This is a genomic window from uncultured Amphritea sp., from assembly GCF_937127095.1.
Lineage (GTDB): Bacteria > Pseudomonadota > Gammaproteobacteria > Pseudomonadales > Balneatricaceae > Amphritea.
Genome location: NZ_CAKZLP010000063.1, coordinates 1 through 16,336, shown reverse-complemented (window position 1 = coordinate 16,336; position 16,336 = coordinate 1). Strand labels below are relative to the sequence as shown.

The following is a 16,336-nucleotide window of genomic DNA, read 5'->3' as shown; positions in this document are numbered from 1 at the left end:
ATCCTATTTTTAAGAATCGCTCAGCAGTGATGGCCACTGTCTGAGCGTTATTCATCGCATTAGTTGTCAAGCTGGCTGAGCAGTTCGCCATATCCCTCAGCAGCCATCTGTTCCCGGGGAACAAAACGCAATGAGGCCGAGTTGATGCAGTAGCGCAGTCCGGTAGGTTTTGGACCATCATTGAACAGATGCCCCAGATGGGAGTCAGCATACCGGCTGCGCACCTCGGTGCGGGTCATAAAGAACTTAGTATCGCTATGCTCAGCAACCGCTTCGGAGGTGATCGGCCGGGTAAAGCTTGGCCAGCCGGTGCCGGATTTATATTTGTCCTTTGACGAGAACAGCGGTTCGCCGCTGACGATATCGACGTAGATCCCCTCCCGCTTCTCATTCCAGAACTCATTCTGAAATGCTCGCTCGGTGGCATCTTCCTGAGTAACCTGATACTGCAGATCGGTCAGTTTGCTGCGCAGCTGTGCATCGGAGGGTTTTTTGAACTGACGGTAAGTCGTCACAGTTTCTGTTGCATCGGCACTGGCCTCTTCACCGTTAGCCCCCTGTTTTTGGCCACGGCCGAACTGGGTGAAGTCTGGATGCAGATCATCGCCCCAGGTTTTTTCCAGATACTGATCGCGGCCTGAGTTAAAACGGTAGTATTTGTATCTCAGCGGATTACGTTTGTAGTAGTCCTGATGGTAATCTTCCGCCGGGTAAAACACCGTTAACTTTGTCAGTTCGGTCGCTAAGGGTTTGCTATAGCGTCCGGACGCTGCCAGCTCCTGCATCGATTTTTCTGCGATCATACGTTGCTGTTCATTGTGATAGAACACCGCGGGACGGTATTGGTTGCCCCGGTCGACAAAGGAACCATTGCCATCCGTAGGATCCATCTGTCGCCAGAGTGACTGCAACAAACCCTCATAGTTGATAATGTTCGGGTCATAATACACCTGAACCACTTCGGTATGGCCGGTGCTGCCTGAAGAGACCTCCTTGTAGGTTGGGTCCGCTTTCTGACCACCGGCATAGCCTGAGACTGCATCTTTAACACCGGGGAGTTTTTCAAAGCCCGCTTCTGTACACCAGAAGCACCCTCCGGCAAAGGTAGCAACTTTGAGCCCCTGTTGCTGAAGGTCGGCGCGAACGACTGTTTCTGTGCCTGCCGTTACACTGAGTACGGTAATACCCGTCAGGGCGACTAACAACACCGCTATCTTGGTTTTCATCGGTTATCTCTCCAAACAATATCACTGAATTGGTTAAGCCTACCGCCAGGCAATGAAATCAACCTGAAAATACCAAAATGGTGAGATGCTTTTTGACCCTGATGGGGCAATGTAGTATTTCTATGGAAATAAATTGTGCAGTAGAGGGGTATTCATGCTGAGTAATAATGAGAGTGTTCTTTTGGATGAATTCCCTGCTATTGAACAAGGTTGTGTTATTCAGGTTAGTGATACTGTCAGTGGTATTAAGTATATCTCCCGCTTCTTCGGCATTGAGGGGAAAGTTTTGGTCACCCGCTTACCCGCTGTTTCACAATTGAAAAAAAGTGGCATGGGTACTGATGAACTGACTTACAGAGATACCTTTACCAAGAAGCGTAAGCTGGTGATGCGGATGATCTCTCATGGCCGGGTGTATGCGTTTGAAACGGAGGTTGTTGATCTGTTTCTGCTGGGAGGCAGGCTGCTGATGTCAACGTACCCGAAAAAGATTCAGTCGCGTATGCTCCGCAAAGAGCCACGCTATCCCTGTGCGATTCCCTCTGAGCTGGTGATTGGCGAGGTTACGATCAGTGGCATCATGATTAATTTCAGCACCAGTGGGGGCTTGCTGAAGCTGACTAAGGAGCAGGATCCGGAACTCCTGCAACAAGCCCGAAGTGAGCAGCAGGAGTGCATTCTTAAACTGCAGTTGCCATTCGATGAACAACCCTCTGAAGTGCATTGTCGGGTGATGTCGCTGTCCGTACCCGATCAGCAGTCTGGTCTGGCGTTTACCGCTGACCGGGATGTCATTCTGCGTTATATCACCGCGCTGAAGCTGGAATCGATCAGCGATCACTTTTGATGCCGCTGATCGTTTAAAATCCCGATAAAACTTACCTGTACAGCTAAAAGCGTGTCTATTTACATTAGCGTGACGGAGTCGTTACCCTCTTGCCGGACGCTGCCGATGGCGCAGGCTTCGGTATAACCCGCTGCCTGCAGCTCGGCCACCACGTCGTCCGCCTTTTCTGAACTGACCGCCGCCAGCAGGCCACCTGCGGTTTGTGGATCGAATAGCAACTCGATCGCAGTGTCGGTATTAAACTCATCCAGATTCAGCAGTGAGTGTTCAAATTTGCGATTTTGAGTATGCAGTGAACTGAATAAGCCTGCCCGCAGGCAGGCCAGCGCTCCATCCATGGCGGGCAGTTTTTCCAGCCACAAACGTGCACCCAGGTCGGTACCGTCAAGCATCTCATGCAGGTGCCCCAGCAGGCCAAAACCGGTGATGTCGGTGCAGGCGTGCGCACCTGCGGCGGTGAATATTTGACTGGCCTGATAGTTGGACTGCAGCATATGGTGCAGCGCCTGGCTGATCCAGCGCCCCTGGGCCTGACTACGCATATCACTGGCAAACAGGGTGCCGGTGCCCAGTGGTTTGGTGATGATTAACCGGTCGCCCGGTTGCAGCCCCTGTTTAGTGAGCAGTTGCCGACGGTCAGCCAGACCGTTGATGGTGAAGCCCAGTGTCAGTTCGGTGCCTTCAGAGGTATGGCCGCCGATTAACCCAATACCACACTCGGTAAATACTTTACTCGCGCCGAGTAACAGATGGCGCAGTCGCTGCTCAATAATCTCATCACTGGCATGGGGCAGGCTGACAATCGCCTGGGCACTGTGGGGTTCGGCTCCCATAGCGAAGATATCTCCCAGTGCGTGGTTTGCTGCGATCTGACCAAAGAGAAAGTCATCGTTCACCAGTTGACGAAAGCTATCAACCGATTGCACCAGTAACTTGCCTTCAGGTACGTCAATCACAGCGGCATCATCGGGGCGGTTAAGGCCGATCTCAATTTCGTTAGGTGGCGCGGGTAACTGTTTCAATACCCGGTTGAGAATACTATGGCCCACTTTCGCACCACAGCCACCGCAGCGCATATCCGGGTTTTCAATTTTCAGCTCTGCACCGGGAACCTGACCCGGGAGTTGGGTGAGATCGCTGAAGCGTTGCATAAATTTCTGATCAATACGGTCTTTCCAGCGCCACACCCAGGCTCCGGCGAAACTGAAGGGTCCACGGGAGGCGACCGCATAGCGATCTCCGGTGCTGATCAGGCTGAGAAACTGTTTCTGCGGTTTAAAGCGGGTCAAGGGCTGTTCGGCAAGCGCTGCCTGCAGGTTATGCAATAGTGGTGCGCCCTGGCGCACGGCAAATACACCGGCTTTGGGGCGCGGATAGTTGATCATTTCGGCGATATCGCCGGCCGCAAATATCTCCGGGTGAGACAGCGATTGCAGATAGTCATTGACCCGAATACAACCATTATCCGAGCATTCAAGCCCGGCATGGGATGGCCATTCAGCACCGGTCGCGGAGGTCGCCCAGATAATTTCGTCCAGCTCGATGGTCTCGCCTGAGTCGCTGATCACCCGGCCCTGTTTCACCTGATCGACGCGAAAGTTGGTGTGCAGCTCAATATTGCGCTGCTTCAGCACCTGCAGATAGCGATTGATAACCCGGTTGTTATGGCCGGTGAGAATCTGTTGCGGGCCGCAGATGATATGAAAGTGCAGGTGGCTGGTACGGCGCTGCTCTTTGCTGAGCATTTTGTGAAGTTTATATTGCATCGCCAGCAATACTTCGACTGCGCTGGCACCTCCGCCGACGGTGCCAATATGAAAGTCCACACGGTCATCCCCCTGCATTACACGGTTTTGCAGGTCTTCCCAGTAATCCAGCAGCTGTTTTACCGGCTTAACACCGATAGTGAACTCTGCGGCACCGGGAATGCTGCTCAGGTCCGGTGTCGAGCCGGTGTCGATACTTAGCAGATCGTAGCTGAAAGCCGGATGATTGAGGCACTGCACCGTTCGCGCAACAGGATCGATGCCGGTTACGGTGTCCTCGATAAAGTCGATGCCCGCATAACGACAGAAACGCCCCAGGTCGATATGCACCTGATCAAAGCTGTAGTGTCCGGCAATCAGCCCGGGCAACATGCCTGAGTAAGGGGTCTGAACCAGATTAGAGATCAGTGTAATACGCACACCTGCAGGCTTGTTCATCGCCATCATCAGCAGGGCGAGCGCGTGAGCGTGACCGCCTCCGATAAAGATAAGGTGTTTATTAGCCGGAGTCAGATCCTGTTGCATTACGGGTGAGCCTGTTAGGAAAGTTCGCTATATATTAGCGAATAATGATCTTTAAATAAGAAAAATCTTATCTGTCATTGCATCCGGTCAATGTTGCCCGCTATCAGCACCGCAGCAAAGGGGGTTGCGCCTCGGTTATTGGTATTACTTTTGGGCATTCAGGTAACGCTTCAGACCGCCGCATGTGTGCTGTTCATAAACTGAACCGCTTTTTATCGGCAGCGCGGGGTCTGCTCTAAGCCGGGTTATAACGGGCTATACAAAGGTTTTCCCATAGGATATCCACAGAATTCGGGGATAAAAACCGGTCTCAGTGGGTATTAATATTGAAGAATGATCGGCCTGCGTCTTAACTGAGTGTAACGGTGTTACCCGGAATGGATCAGATTATGGGACTTGAGATTAAAAAGTCTGACTTCACTCAGCAGGATTATGAGCGCTTCACCCGTAAGCTGTTTGCTAATCTGGATGAGCTGGCTCAGTTGCTGCAAAAGCCCGGTTTTGGTGTGGGTGCGGCAACGCTTGGCGCTGAGCTGGAACTCTATATTGTTGATAAGTCGGGCTGCCCGCTGCCGGTCAACAGTGAAATACAGCAACAACTGGGGGATCCAAAACTGACGCTGGAACTGAACCGCTACAACCTTGAGTACAATCTGACCCCGGTGGCGATGGCGGGTACCCCATTTTCAAATATAGAGTCTGAGATTCTGAGAGTATTGGCGCGGCTCAATACACTGGCAGAAGCCCATCAGGGCCGGGTGCTGCCAATTGGTATCCTGCCGACATTGCAGCGTAAAGATTTTGGTTTGCACGCGATGACCGATCTGTCCCGTTACCATGCGCTTACCCAGGCACTGGCAAAGATGCGTGGCGAAACAGTCGCGATAAAAATTGATGGCGAAGATCCGATCTCCCTGCGAGCTTCGGATGTGACCCTGGAGGGCGCCAATACCTCTCTGCAGATGCATTATCGGGTAACACCACAGCAGTTTGCCGCCAGTTTCAATGCGATCCAACTGGTGACACCCTTGGTCCTGGCAATCTCGGCAAACTCGCCGTTCCTGCTGGGTAACCGACTCTGGCATGAAACCCGGGTGCCGTTGTTTCAGCATGCGATTGATGGCAGTAGTCACCGTTCGGTGAAAACCGGCGAGGCTGAACGGGTAAGTTTTGGCCATGGCTGGGTGCGCAATGGTGTGCATGAGCTGTTTGCTGAAGCGGTATACCTACATAAACCGATTTTGCCGGTGTGTGAAAAAAGTCATAACCGTGCAGGCAGGGTGGCTGGGGTGGGGGAGAATCCCTCCCTGTTCGAACTGACGTTGCACCAAGGCACGGTATGGCCCTGGAACCGCCCGGTGTATGACCCCGCTGACGGCGGTCATCTGCGTATCGAAATCCGTTCGCTACCCGCAGGCCCGAGCGCCTGCGATATGATGGCAAATGCGGCACTGATGATCGGTCTGGCTGAGGGGTTGCGTTCACGCATCGAGGAGATCATTCCGGCGCTGCCTTTCAAAACCCTGGAATATAACTTTTATCAGGCGGCCCGGTTTGGGATGAGGGCTCAGTTGATGTGGCCAAATGGTCCCCGCGAGCAGTCAACCCGGCTTCCGGTTGCGGATATCGTTGCCAGTTTGCTACCCACTGCCCATAAAGGGTTACGGGGTGCTGGAATTGATGAAGCAGAGGTGGATCACTATCTGGGGATAATCCGCCAGCGTCTGCAGGCGAAAACCAATGGTGCTTGTTGGCAGTTGCGCCAGTTTGAGCGGTTATCCGCCAAGTTGGTAAAACGCCGGGCGCTGCGCCGGATGCTGGAACACTATATCGAGCACTGCGCTAATAATCGCCCGGTGGCACAGTGGGAGGATATCTGATGCAGCGGCAGTCTCAGCCGATACAGTTTATGCATAACCCCGAGCCCGGTTCGCTTCCTGAGGACACGGGTGAGTTTCTCCGGCGTCTTGGCGGCCCGACTCTGATCGTTGTCGATGGCCGGGATAACCGTCGTTGCCGGGCGGTTGCTACCCTGTTGCACGGCAATGAACCCTCCGGCGTTAAAGCACTGCTTAAATGGCTGCGCAGCGGTGAACGTCCTGCGGTTAAACTGATCTGCCTTATCGCCTCAGTACAGACCGCGTTGCATGAAACGCTGTTTTGTCATCGTCAGATCCCCGGACAGCGGGATATGAACCGCTGTTTTTCCCCGCCTTTTGATGACCATCAGGGGCATATCGCCCGGCATTTTATGGAACTGTTACAGCAGTATCAGCCTGAGGCTTTGCTGGATATCCATAACACCTCCGGCATGAGCCCCGGGTTTGGCGTGGTAACCTGTGAAAGCCCGGTACATGAAGCCCTGGTTTCACTGTTTACCCGGCGAATGATTGTCACAGAGCTACGTTTAGGGGCGCTGATGGAGCTGAGTAGTGAGCACTTGCCGGTGGTGACGATCGAGTGTGGCGGCGCAAAACAACCGCAAGCAGATCAACTGGCAGAGGAGGGGTTACAGCGCTATCTGTTTAATACGGATGTGTTGCAGCCAGCAGAAGGGCTGGTGATGGATCTCTACCGGGATGCAGTACGCTTGCAGTTATCCGCTGATTGCCACATCGCGTTTGCGGAGCAGCCGGTCGCGGGTGCGGATCTGACCGTACCTTTTGATGTGGAAAAGTTTAATTTTGGCGTGATCCCGGCACTGACCCGACTGGGCTGGTTAGGCCCGCGGGGTATGTCGGTTTTCAGGGTGCAAAGTGCTCAGGGGGAGGCGGTTATGCCGCACTATTTTTTAAGTCGGGGGGCGGGTTTGTATTCTGCCCAACAATTGAAGCTGTTTATGATCACCACGAATCCGGCCATCGCCATCAGTGACTGTCTGCTCTATGCCTGCGCCGATATTGAACTCAATCAGGTGATTGATAAAGCGACTAAGTTACCCTTTGAATAGAATCTACGCAACAACCTGAAAGCCCCTGTTGGCGGGCGTAGGAGAATCTATGCGGGGGTTATGCATAGTTTTCCCCAGAGGTTATACACAGATTCTGTGGGTAACTTTACCGGTGGTTTGTGACCGCTTCAGGATAACGTTTTGAGTAGCGCAACACCCTGTTTATAACCCAGTCCGCCATTACCATGAACTGCGCCCAGGTGATGGTCGGGGCTGGCAGTGAGTTGCTGGTGCATTTCGATCAGGCTGTTAAGGGCGGGGTTGTTCCATGGGCCTTTCGCCAGGTTCATCCCTCCGGTGATCGTGATCAGATGCTGTTCGAGAAAAGCGGGCACCTGTTCTAACAGGTCCACCAGTCCGCTGGTCAGCAAGAATGCGATTGGCACCACCGGATAGCAGGTGTAGACCTCCAGCAGCGCATCACCGTTGCGAAACTGTTGGGCGAAGTCGGTATTTGCCTGTTCACAAGCCGTGTGGTAGGCGGTCTCAAGGTGGGCGTAGCTCACAATATCCTCGACATGTTGCTGACCATCACCGGGGAGAAAGCCCAGTCCCACCCCCGCGATCTCCAGGCATTCCTTGGTTGGTACGGATAATTGCTGTGCTACTTCCTGACTGCTGATCAGTAAACGGCCGGAGAAATCGATCAGGGGGTTGGCGCAGTCAACGCCTCTGAAGAGTGGCGTAATATGGTTATACCAGCGTTCATCCGGCAGTTGTTCGGCTGACAGACGTTCTGATACCACATTGCGGTAACTGCACTTATAGTTTTCGAACAGATGATGAGCCAGTTGTTGAAATAGTTTGTCATCGGCACCGTGGCGGTGGATAAACTGTTCTGCCAGTTCGTTATAGGCCGCGGTGAGTGGATAGTTGTCGCCATAGATCGCCATCAGGTCAAGCCGTTGCTGGCGCTCATAGCCGGTGCGCAACATATCTTTACCGCTGATCACTACGGCATCGGCTACGCCGCTGCTAATCAGCTGTCGGGCGTCCGCCAGTGCTTCAATCGGGCCGCAGCCGCTGCGGTAGTGATGTTGTTCCAGTTCGCTGTGCCAGGGGGTGCTGAGAGGGTCGATGACCAGTTCGATAAAGCGGACACCCTGCTGATGCAGGGTGGCTTCCAGTGCGAGGCAGTGCTTCAGTGAGCCACTGTCATCGACGGTTTTTGCGGAGGCAATAATCAGGGCCTGGGTCATAGCGCACTCTCTTTAAATAAGGTGAGGGCTATCTTATCAGGGTTTTCCTGTATTTTGTAAGAGGTAAGCGCTACGGCCTCTGCTATATTCCTACTTTGTCAGCAGGCGGATGCCGCTCTCTTCAATGGCTAATTTACGCTCTTTATAGAGACGTCCGATAGACAACTTAAAGGCTTTCTTACTGCAGCTGAACAGCCGTTTGATCTCTTCCGGAGAGGTTTTATCATTCGCCGCGATATAGCCATCATGATCTTCCAACAGATGCAGAATCCGCTTGCCCAGATCATCGGTCTTGCCATAGCCCAGCTGTTGCAGGCTCAGGTTGATCTTGCCATCCGGGCGAACCAGTTTGATAAAACCTTTCATGCGCTGACCATAACGCACCGGCTTGAACAGATCATCGTCGTAGATCACGCCCCAGTGCTGGCCGTTGATGATCGCCTTATAGCCGATATGGGTGTGCTCTTCGATGATCAGGTCAACCTGCTGACCCTTCTCGTAGCTGTGAGGATAGTTATCGAGAAACTTGTTCAGTTTTGTGGAACCGGCAATGCGGTCGGTTTCCTGATCCAGATAGAGATAGACGATCTGTTCCTGATCTTTCTCAACGGTTTTTTTCTGCTCACTGAAGGGTACCAGCAGATCTTTTGACAGTCCCCAGTCGAAGAACGCGCCGGTGCGGTTCAGATCGATCACTTTGAGGCAGGCAAATTCACCGATCTGCGCTTTTGGTGTTTCAGTGGTGGCGATCAGCAGGTCATCAGAGTCACGGTAGATAAACACCTCCAGCCGGTCACCTGGTTGAGTGTTTTCAGGCACGTAACGCTGGGGCAGCAGAATTTCGCCGAGCTCTTCGCCATCAAGATAAACGCCGAATTTAACTTGTTTGGTTACTTCCAGATTGTTGAACCGGCCGATCATTGCCATGGGGGTCTTTGCCTCTTAAAAAATAACAACGGAGCGGGCTTTGCCAGGCTCCGTTTCCGGATCAGAAATCTGCGTTAAATCAGGAGTGAGACTGCAGAAATTCAGGATCAAGTTTCAGCTCATCATTGCTGTTAATACCAACGCCGCGTCCACGGATATTTTCAGCAATCGCTTTTGCTTCAGCCAGGGAGTGCATGTTGTAGGTGCCGCACTGATATTCGTTCAGTTCAGGAATCTGGTTTTGCTGTTCAACCTGCAGTACATCATCCATCGCTTCCAGCCAGGCGCCTGCGACATTCTGCTCTTCCGGTGAACCGATCAGGCTCATGTAGAAACCGGTACGGCAACCCATCGGCGAGATATCGATAATCTCAACGCCGTTGCCGTTGAGGTGATCACGCATGAAACCGGCGAACAGGTGTTCAAGGGTGTGAATCCCTTTTTCGCTCAGGATCTCTTCGTTCGGGCGGCAGAAGCGCAGATCAAATACCGTAATGGTATCGCCACCGGGGGTGGTCATTTTCTTGGCAACGCGAACCGCTGGTGCATTCATGCGGGTATGATCAACAGTAAAGCTATCTAACAGAGGCATGGCTGAATCTCTCGGCAATAACAGGGAATAACACATAGTATAGGTGCAGATTATCCCAGTATTAGGCTGGGAAATTAACCCTTAGGCAGGATTTCTTTTCAATCCTGCCTCACTCAGATTTCACGCAACCGGTTGAGCAGCTTACGGGCAGGAAACCCCAACCGCTTTTCTAACTTTTTAGCGCCGTTTAACAGCGCTCTGGGGTTGGACTCAGGCTTGCCGCTCTTAAATGCAAAGGCGATCAGGTTGCCGCTGTCGACTGTGCAGCAGAGCCAGTTGTCGCCGAACAGGTCCGAGAGTTGCTGGCTGGCCAGGGGATGATAACCATGACCCTCATCCCAGAGATTCAACACCAGTACTCCCTGATCTGTCAGCAGACGAAAGCACTGTTGCAGATACTCTTGCTGTAACTGCAGGTGCTGCATCCCGGCATCGCTGAACAGATCGGTAAAGATCAGGTCGGAGGCTGTTGTCTCTTTGCAGAGGTATTCCAGGGCATCACTGATGGTGATGGTCAGTCGTCCGGTATCCGGTAACAAAAAATGCTCACTGGCCGTCGCCAGTACCTGCGGTCTCAATTCAGCCACACTGATCTGCAGGTTGTCAGAATAACTCAGCAGTGCGTGCACCAGTGAGCCACCGCCCAGACCCAGCATCAGCGCCCGTTGCGGGTCGGGTTGGTATAACAGCCCCAGCAACATCGCCTGCAGATATTGATAGACCGGGTATTCCGGGCGACTGCGCTCAATACGACTCTGTTCCCCCCCGGAGCCAAAACTCATGTAGCGATAGGGGCCGTCATCGTAAACGTAAATAGGACCGTACTCATCAAAATTACGGGCGATCTCGGTTCCCTGCATAGCGTTCAACAGATGCTCTCCAAAAAAGTTTTAAAACGGTTTACGGATTGACGGTCGATAGTTTTCTGATTGGCTCTCAGGAATCGATGTTGCACCGCAGTGCGGACATTGATCTGTGTCAGTGTTTTTAGGCTGAAGTGTAAACCTGCGCAACTATTATCTCATTCGTTGATGTTTTTTCATTCAGAATAACTATTTAGTAGAACGGCAAGTCAGACATATTTAGCCTATCATTATCTCCCTGCAGTAAAGATAAAAACAAAAAAGTGGGAGACACTCATGAAGCAAAGTCAGTTAGTGCTGGCGCATTGTATCGGTTGTGGTTGTGATGATCATCATAGCTGCGACACGGATTATGGAAAATGTACCTGGATTATTGTTGATCGGGAACTGAATGTCGGAGTGTGCAGTGGCTGTGAAGAGGCCCTGGCGGCCTGGCAGCAGGGGGCACGAACGGCCTCTGCGGTTCAGGCGCGCGTTATGCATCGTCACGGTTAGGCATTCAGATACGTTAGAAGTGTAAAAAAGAAGGAGCCACAGGCTCCTTCTTTTATTTTAACGCACGAGGATTTTTAACTCGTCAGGAATTACGTTTAACGGATGCCCATCCGGCGGATCGCCTGCGGCGTAAAGTCGCTATGCTTGAAGCGGGCATTAAAGTCGAACCCATCACCTTCCTCATTGGTCAGGCTACCGACCAGATAACGTCCGGATTGCAGATCGTAGAGTGTTTCAGCGGTTAACCATGGCACCTGTGCATCCTGATACTGCATCTGATGGGCTTCCCCGACACGCCACAACTGGCCGCGACCGTCATAGTGGTCGACAACGGCTGCCTGCCAGGTATCTTCATCAATATAGAAAACCCGTTTAGCATAAACATGCCGGGCGCCCTCTTTCAGGGTGGCTTCTACTTTCCATACCCGATGCAACTCATACCGGCTGTAGTCAGGGTTCATATGTCCTTTCTGCAGAATATCGCTGTATTTCAGGTTGCGGTCAGCCAGCTTATAGCTGTTGTAGGGGATATAGATCTCCTCTTTACCTGCCAGCGTCCAGTCATACAGATCAGGCGCACCGTTGAACATATCCAGATTGTCAGAGGTACGCTGGCCATCGGAGGCGGTTCCCGGTGCATCATAGGCGATCTGTGGTGCGCGGCGTACCCTGCGTTGTCCGGCATTGTAGATCCATGCCTGACGAGGCTTGGCGATCTGGTTCTGTGCTTCATGTACCAGCAACACATTACCGGTTAGACGGGCGGGTGCCTGAATCTCCTGAACGAAGTAAAACAGAATATTATCATCCTGCTCGGTACGTCCCTCTTTCAGGTAGCTGGGCCAGGACATCTTCTCGGTGATTTTGACCGGTACAAAGTTACCATTCTCATGCACCGGCACCTGAACAAACGTCCGCTCAAGTGCGCCGCCACGGTAGCGGGACATATGGTTCCAGATAACTTCGAGGCCATTTTGCGGGATCGGGAAGGGGATCCCCTCAAGGGTATTCGCACTGAGTCCGTTGCCGTTGTCTACCAGTTCTGATTTCACCGCATTCTGACGGGCGTTGTCATACTGCGACTGGGGCAGGGAGGCACTGCGATGGGTTGGATAGATATTCATCCGGAAGGTGTCAGGGTATTTAGCAAACAGTGCCAGCTGGCCCGGTGTCATGTGTTGCTTATACTCTGCCGCGTTCTGAGCCGTAATTGTTATTAAAGGCTGCTCACCGGCATAGGGGTCTTTAAAACGTTCTCCACCAGCAACCATGCCACCCTTCCAGGCGGGGATGGTGCCATCTGCATTGCCGGCCATCTCGGCCCCCATCGGGGTTAATGATGCACCCAGCTTGGCGGCTTCGGCATCTGACACAGCAGCCAGTGTCTGCAGGCTAAAACTTAATCCCAGGGCTGAGCCAAGGATCAGGGCGGTCGATCTGTAATTCATAATGTTCTCCTGTAATCCTTAACTCTTAGAAAGAAGCTGAAGCGCTGAGCGATAGATAATCACGATCATCAATCGCATTATAATCACCACCAAAGAAGCTGGTGTAGCCCAGTTGTACCTGGTATTGATTCAGGTAGTCCGCGGTGAGACTTAAAGTTGCTGAAGATTCTCCTTCGCGGAAAGCAGCTCCCGGTTCAGGGCCATTACCATCAATGCCTTGTTTAAGGCTGATCTCGGGCTTCAGATTAACACCGGCAAAAACATCAGAGTAAGACAGGTTTGCACGAACAACATAGCCGAAAGAGTCCTGAGTTACAAAGCCATCCGTGTCGTTATTAGAAAAGCCAAAGACACTGTTGCGGCCATATTTTATAGCAGAGGCGTTCTCATCCAGATCGTGAATATGGGTCCAGCCCAACTCGCCAATCAACGCCATGCGGCTGGCTCCCATGACCTGGTCGATATATTTGATAAAGGTTGTTTGTACTTGCGTTACATCAAACATATCGTAACCACTGACTTCTCCACCAGCACCTGCTGCACTGACTCTGCTGCTGGCTGGGTTGCTTGGGTCTGCACCTCCTGTCAATATTGCGCCAACCAGCATTGCGCCGTTTAGTTGTATAGGGACATCTTGTTTATGACTGATCTCTCCAGACCAGGCAACATCTCCGATATTAGAGCTAAAGCTAATGCCGACCATTTTTGTGTCTTCTGGATATTCAATAAAATATTGAGAAGCAAAGGGGTTCAGGCTTGTAGTATTAACGCCACTGATCAAAGGAAGGCGGCTATGGTACTTGGCAAAATATAAACCGAACTCAGTACTGTTCAGCTCTTCTGCAAAGTAGCGGAAGGCCAGACCGAATTGCCCGCCATCATCAGCTTCTCTGATTCCTTCGTTTGAACGAAAAACAACCCGGCTGCTGAAGTTATTATAGTAAACCTGGTCATTCAAACTACTAAGACCGTATAAAGGGTGCAGCGGATTAGTAGGTGCTACCCGAATTCCATCACAACCCTCAGAACTAATATCTGCAGTTGAGAAATACGTACCACAGCCTTCGGTTACCGTTTTTTCCCACTCCAGCTGATAGAAACCTTCAACGCTTAGGTTATCGGTTAGTCCAAAGGACGCAAAGGCCATGTTAACCGGTAGCAGCCCCTCTTTTATCTCAGCTCCAGCCCGGCGGAAGGCGCTGACATCAAACGGGTTGATAACATTGATACCGCCCTGAATAAAGGTGCTCTCTCCCCAGTTTACGACCTGACGGCCGAGACGAATATCAAGTGGTTTGTCATTGATATCAAATGAACCGAAAACGTAGGCATCCAGGATTTCAGCACCGGAGAACTTGGCGTAGTCATTAAAACCACTATCATCCAACTGGCTGTTGGAGGCGTAGCCATTGGGAATATGCCCGTGATTTGCGTTGCCTTCACTCTGGGCATAATCATACCAGTACTTTCCGCGCATAAAGATACCGACATTGTCTTTACTCAGCTGAAGGTCATGAACACCTTTAAACACAGTCGAAAATGCATCGCCTTTGGCGTAGTTCTGAGTACCATCATCAAAACTGCCACCTCCTAGTCCGGTGCCACCATTAGGTGCAGAAATCAGATCGCTATTGGCATCACTCATTCGCCAGCTCGAGCCAATGGACAGCTGCGAATCAAATCGTCCTTCGATCTCACCAAGATTAAATTCTACCGCGTTAGCGGGAGCAGCGATTGAGGCTGTCAGCAGTGCAAGGGTTACGCTTTGCGCAAGTTTATTGCGTACAGGAGCGGTGCGCCAGGATGCTGACGTCCGTATCGATCTCTTTGCCATTTAGTTCACCTTCTCGGTAACTTGTTATTTTTGTTTGTTCGGCTTCAGCCGGCTTGGCCGGGTGCTGCCTGCCTGTTGATCTGCTGGCAGGCTCTGCTAACAGACGAAGGCACTCGTTATTTGAAATTAAGGCAGATTAGATAATCGGTTATCTGCCGCTATGTCCACAATAACAATAGCTGTCATTTTTACTGACAAAAATTGTCGCAGCTGTTTTTTTGATTTTTAATGATATAAGTTAAGAGAATAGTTTTTTACAGATAAAAATGACAATAACACTAGCGAAGTAGAGCAATTATGATGGAAAAGACCATCACCGTGCCAACAGGATATGTAAGATACCTGTTCTCGCAGGTCGAGAAACAGGGCTATAACCTGGAAGAACTGTTGGCAGAGGTGGGTATTGATCCGACCGAAATAGAGCAGCGAACGGAGTTTTCTGCTGTCAAATTCGGTCAGTTGTATCAGCGGATAATGTGGACTGCGCAGGATGAGTCTTTTGGCATGGTATCCGGTGGCCGGGTGCCGAACGGTACCTTCCGGATGATGTGTCATGCGATTATTCATTGCACCACCCTGGAGCGGGCGATCTATCGCTGCAGCGCTTTTTACGAGATCTGTCGGGGGACAAAGGTTAAGCCCTATCTGATTCGCAAAGGTCGTTATGCCAAACTCTCGTTTGCACCGGTGAGTTCGGTGCCGGCAGAAGAGGTGCGAGAGATGCTTGAGCATGAAGCCCCCGGGGTTGTGCGCACAGGGCTGTCTATGTGGCACCACTTTATCAGTTGGTTGATCGGCTCCCGGCTGGATCTGAAAGCGGCCTACTTCACCTTTCCCAGGCAGGAGGACAGCTACCATTATGAGACTCTGTTTCAGTCGGAGATAAAATTCGATCAGCACGATAACGCGATCGTTTTCCCCGCCCGTTATCTGGATTATCCGATCATTCAGAACGATGAGAGTTTGCGGGGGTTTTTGCAAACCGCACCGTTTCAGCTGATTGTGATGGTGGACAACGATCAGAGTCTGCGTTCTCAGGTGAAGGCGATGCTGGGGAAAGATTTCAGTCGCGAGCTACCCGGAGCGGAAGAGGTCGCCTTTAAACTGAATATGTCGGTCTCTACGCTGCGGCGCCGTCTGGCAGAAGAAAACAGTTCCTATCAGAAAATTAAAGATGACTGTCGTAAGAAAGCGGCGATCAACTATATGGACTCGCCACAGTTATCGATTAATGATGTGGCGGCGTTGATGGGCTTTGATGAACCCTCGGCGTTTTTCCGCTCTTTCAAAAAGTGGACCGGCATGACGCCGGGGGAATACCGCCGTAGTGAAACCTACGGTGAGAAGTACAGCCTGGGAATGAACTGATGGGTGTGAGTATTTATCAGCATACCGATCTGGGGAATTTCTACAAAAAATTAATTTTTTCCCTTTTAAAGTATTGACACAAACGCGGAATCCTTTAATATACGCGACCTCACTGGAGGGGTGGCTGAGTGGTCGAAAGCACTGGTCTTGAAAACCAGCGAGGGTTGATAGCCCTCCCAGGGTTCGAATCCCTGCCCCTCCGCCACAGTGAGAACGTTGTTCCTCGATAGCTCAGTTGGTAGAGCAGTAGACTGTTAATCTATTGGTCGCTGGTTCGAGTCCAGCTCGAGGAGCCA

Annotated in this window: 13 protein-coding genes and 2 tRNA genes; 7 read left to right on the top strand and 8 right to left on the bottom strand. The window is 51.7% G+C overall.

Annotation, left to right across the window (positions count from 1 at the left end; all coding sequences use genetic code 11):
* Nucleotides 1-59: 59 nt before the first annotated feature.
* On the bottom strand, nt 60-1,226 hold the full coding sequence (gene msrB / locus Q0499_RS15955; protein WP_299201097.1) for a peptide-methionine (R)-S-oxide reductase MsrB: 1,167 nt from the start codon (nt 1,224-1,226) through the stop codon (nt 60-62).
* A gap of 154 nt (nt 1,227-1,380) precedes the next feature.
* Between msrB and Q0499_RS15950 the strand changes: the two genes are divergently transcribed.
* The gene (locus tag Q0499_RS15950; RefSeq protein WP_299201094.1) at nt 1,381-2,073 is read left to right on the top strand and encodes a PilZ domain-containing protein; all 693 of its coding nucleotides are present in this window, start codon (nt 1,381-1,383) and stop codon (nt 2,071-2,073) included.
* 59 nt (nt 2,074-2,132) lie between these two features.
* Here Q0499_RS15950 and selD read toward each other — a convergent pair whose 3' ends face one another.
* The gene (gene selD / locus Q0499_RS15945; protein WP_299201091.1) at nt 2,133-4,364 is read right to left on the bottom strand and encodes a selenide, water dikinase SelD; all 2,232 of its coding nucleotides are present in this window, start codon (nt 4,362-4,364) and stop codon (nt 2,133-2,135) included.
* A gap of 377 nt (nt 4,365-4,741) precedes the next feature.
* On the opposite strand from selD, the gene Q0499_RS15940 reads away from it, so the two are divergent.
* Both Q0499_RS15940 and Q0499_RS15935 read left to right on the top strand, forming a co-directional pair.
* Complete coding sequence (locus Q0499_RS15940; RefSeq protein WP_299201088.1) at nt 4,742-6,244, top strand: glutamate--cysteine ligase; 1,503 nt, start codon at nt 4,742-4,744, stop codon at nt 6,242-6,244.
* The gene (locus Q0499_RS15935; RefSeq protein WP_299201086.1) at nt 6,244-7,314 is read left to right on the top strand and encodes a succinylglutamate desuccinylase/aspartoacylase family protein; all 1,071 of its coding nucleotides are present in this window, start codon (nt 6,244-6,246) and stop codon (nt 7,312-7,314) included. The genes Q0499_RS15940 and Q0499_RS15935 overlap by 1 nt, the downstream gene beginning before the upstream one ends.
* Before the next feature lie 128 nt (nt 7,315-7,442).
* On the opposite strand, the gene Q0499_RS15930 is transcribed toward Q0499_RS15935, so the two are convergent.
* The 4 genes from Q0499_RS15930 to Q0499_RS15915 form a co-directional block, all read right to left on the bottom strand.
* Nucleotides 7,443-8,513, bottom strand: a complete 1,071-nt coding sequence (locus tag Q0499_RS15930; RefSeq protein WP_299201083.1) for a hypothetical protein — start codon at nt 8,511-8,513, stop codon at nt 7,443-7,445.
* A 90-nt stretch (nt 8,514-8,603) separates the two neighbouring features.
* Nucleotides 8,604-9,440: a S1-like domain-containing RNA-binding protein gene (locus Q0499_RS15925; protein WP_299201080.1), complete on the bottom strand. Its 837-nt coding sequence runs from the start codon at nt 9,438-9,440 to the stop codon at nt 8,604-8,606.
* A 79-nt stretch (nt 9,441-9,519) separates the two neighbouring features.
* Entirely contained in the window at nt 9,520-10,032 is a 513-nt protein-coding gene (luxS, locus tag Q0499_RS15920; RefSeq protein ID WP_299201077.1) for an S-ribosylhomocysteine lyase, read from the bottom strand.
* Between the two features lie 113 nt (nt 10,033-10,145).
* The gene (locus tag Q0499_RS15915) at nt 10,146-10,892 is read right to left on the bottom strand and encodes a fused MFS/spermidine synthase (protein ID WP_299201180.1); all 747 of its coding nucleotides are present in this window, start codon (nt 10,890-10,892) and stop codon (nt 10,146-10,148) included.
* Nucleotides 10,893-11,171: 279 nt separating this feature from the next.
* On the opposite strand from Q0499_RS15915, the gene Q0499_RS15910 reads away from it, so the two are divergent.
* Nucleotides 11,172-11,390 carry a hypothetical protein gene (locus Q0499_RS15910; RefSeq protein WP_299201074.1) on the top strand — a complete coding sequence of 73 codons (219 nt, stop codon included), beginning with the start codon at nt 11,172-11,174 and terminating at the stop codon, nt 11,388-11,390.
* 95 nt (nt 11,391-11,485) lie between these two features.
* Here Q0499_RS15910 and Q0499_RS15905 read toward each other — a convergent pair whose 3' ends face one another.
* Nucleotides 11,486-12,838 carry a DUF1329 domain-containing protein gene (locus tag Q0499_RS15905; RefSeq protein WP_299201071.1) on the bottom strand — a complete coding sequence of 451 codons (1,353 nt, stop codon included), beginning with the start codon at nt 12,836-12,838 and terminating at the stop codon, nt 11,486-11,488.
* Between the two features lie 25 nt (nt 12,839-12,863).
* Entirely contained in the window at nt 12,864-14,672 is a 1,809-nt protein-coding gene (locus Q0499_RS15900) for a DUF1302 domain-containing protein (RefSeq protein ID WP_299201068.1), read from the bottom strand.
* Between the two features lie 300 nt (nt 14,673-14,972).
* On the opposite strand from Q0499_RS15900, the gene Q0499_RS15895 reads away from it, so the two are divergent.
* The 3 genes from Q0499_RS15895 to Q0499_RS15885 all read left to right on the top strand — a co-directional run bounded on the left by Q0499_RS15895 (nt 14,973) and on the right by Q0499_RS15885 (nt 16,336).
* Complete coding sequence (locus tag Q0499_RS15895) at nt 14,973-16,040, top strand: AraC family transcriptional regulator (RefSeq protein WP_299201178.1); 1,068 nt, start codon at nt 14,973-14,975, stop codon at nt 16,038-16,040.
* Nucleotides 16,041-16,154: 114 nt separating this feature from the next.
* Nucleotides 16,155-16,245: transfer RNA gene (locus tag Q0499_RS15890), tRNA-Ser, on the top strand.
* Nucleotides 16,246-16,260: 15 nt separating this feature from the next.
* Nucleotides 16,261-16,336: transfer RNA gene (locus Q0499_RS15885), tRNA-Asn, on the top strand.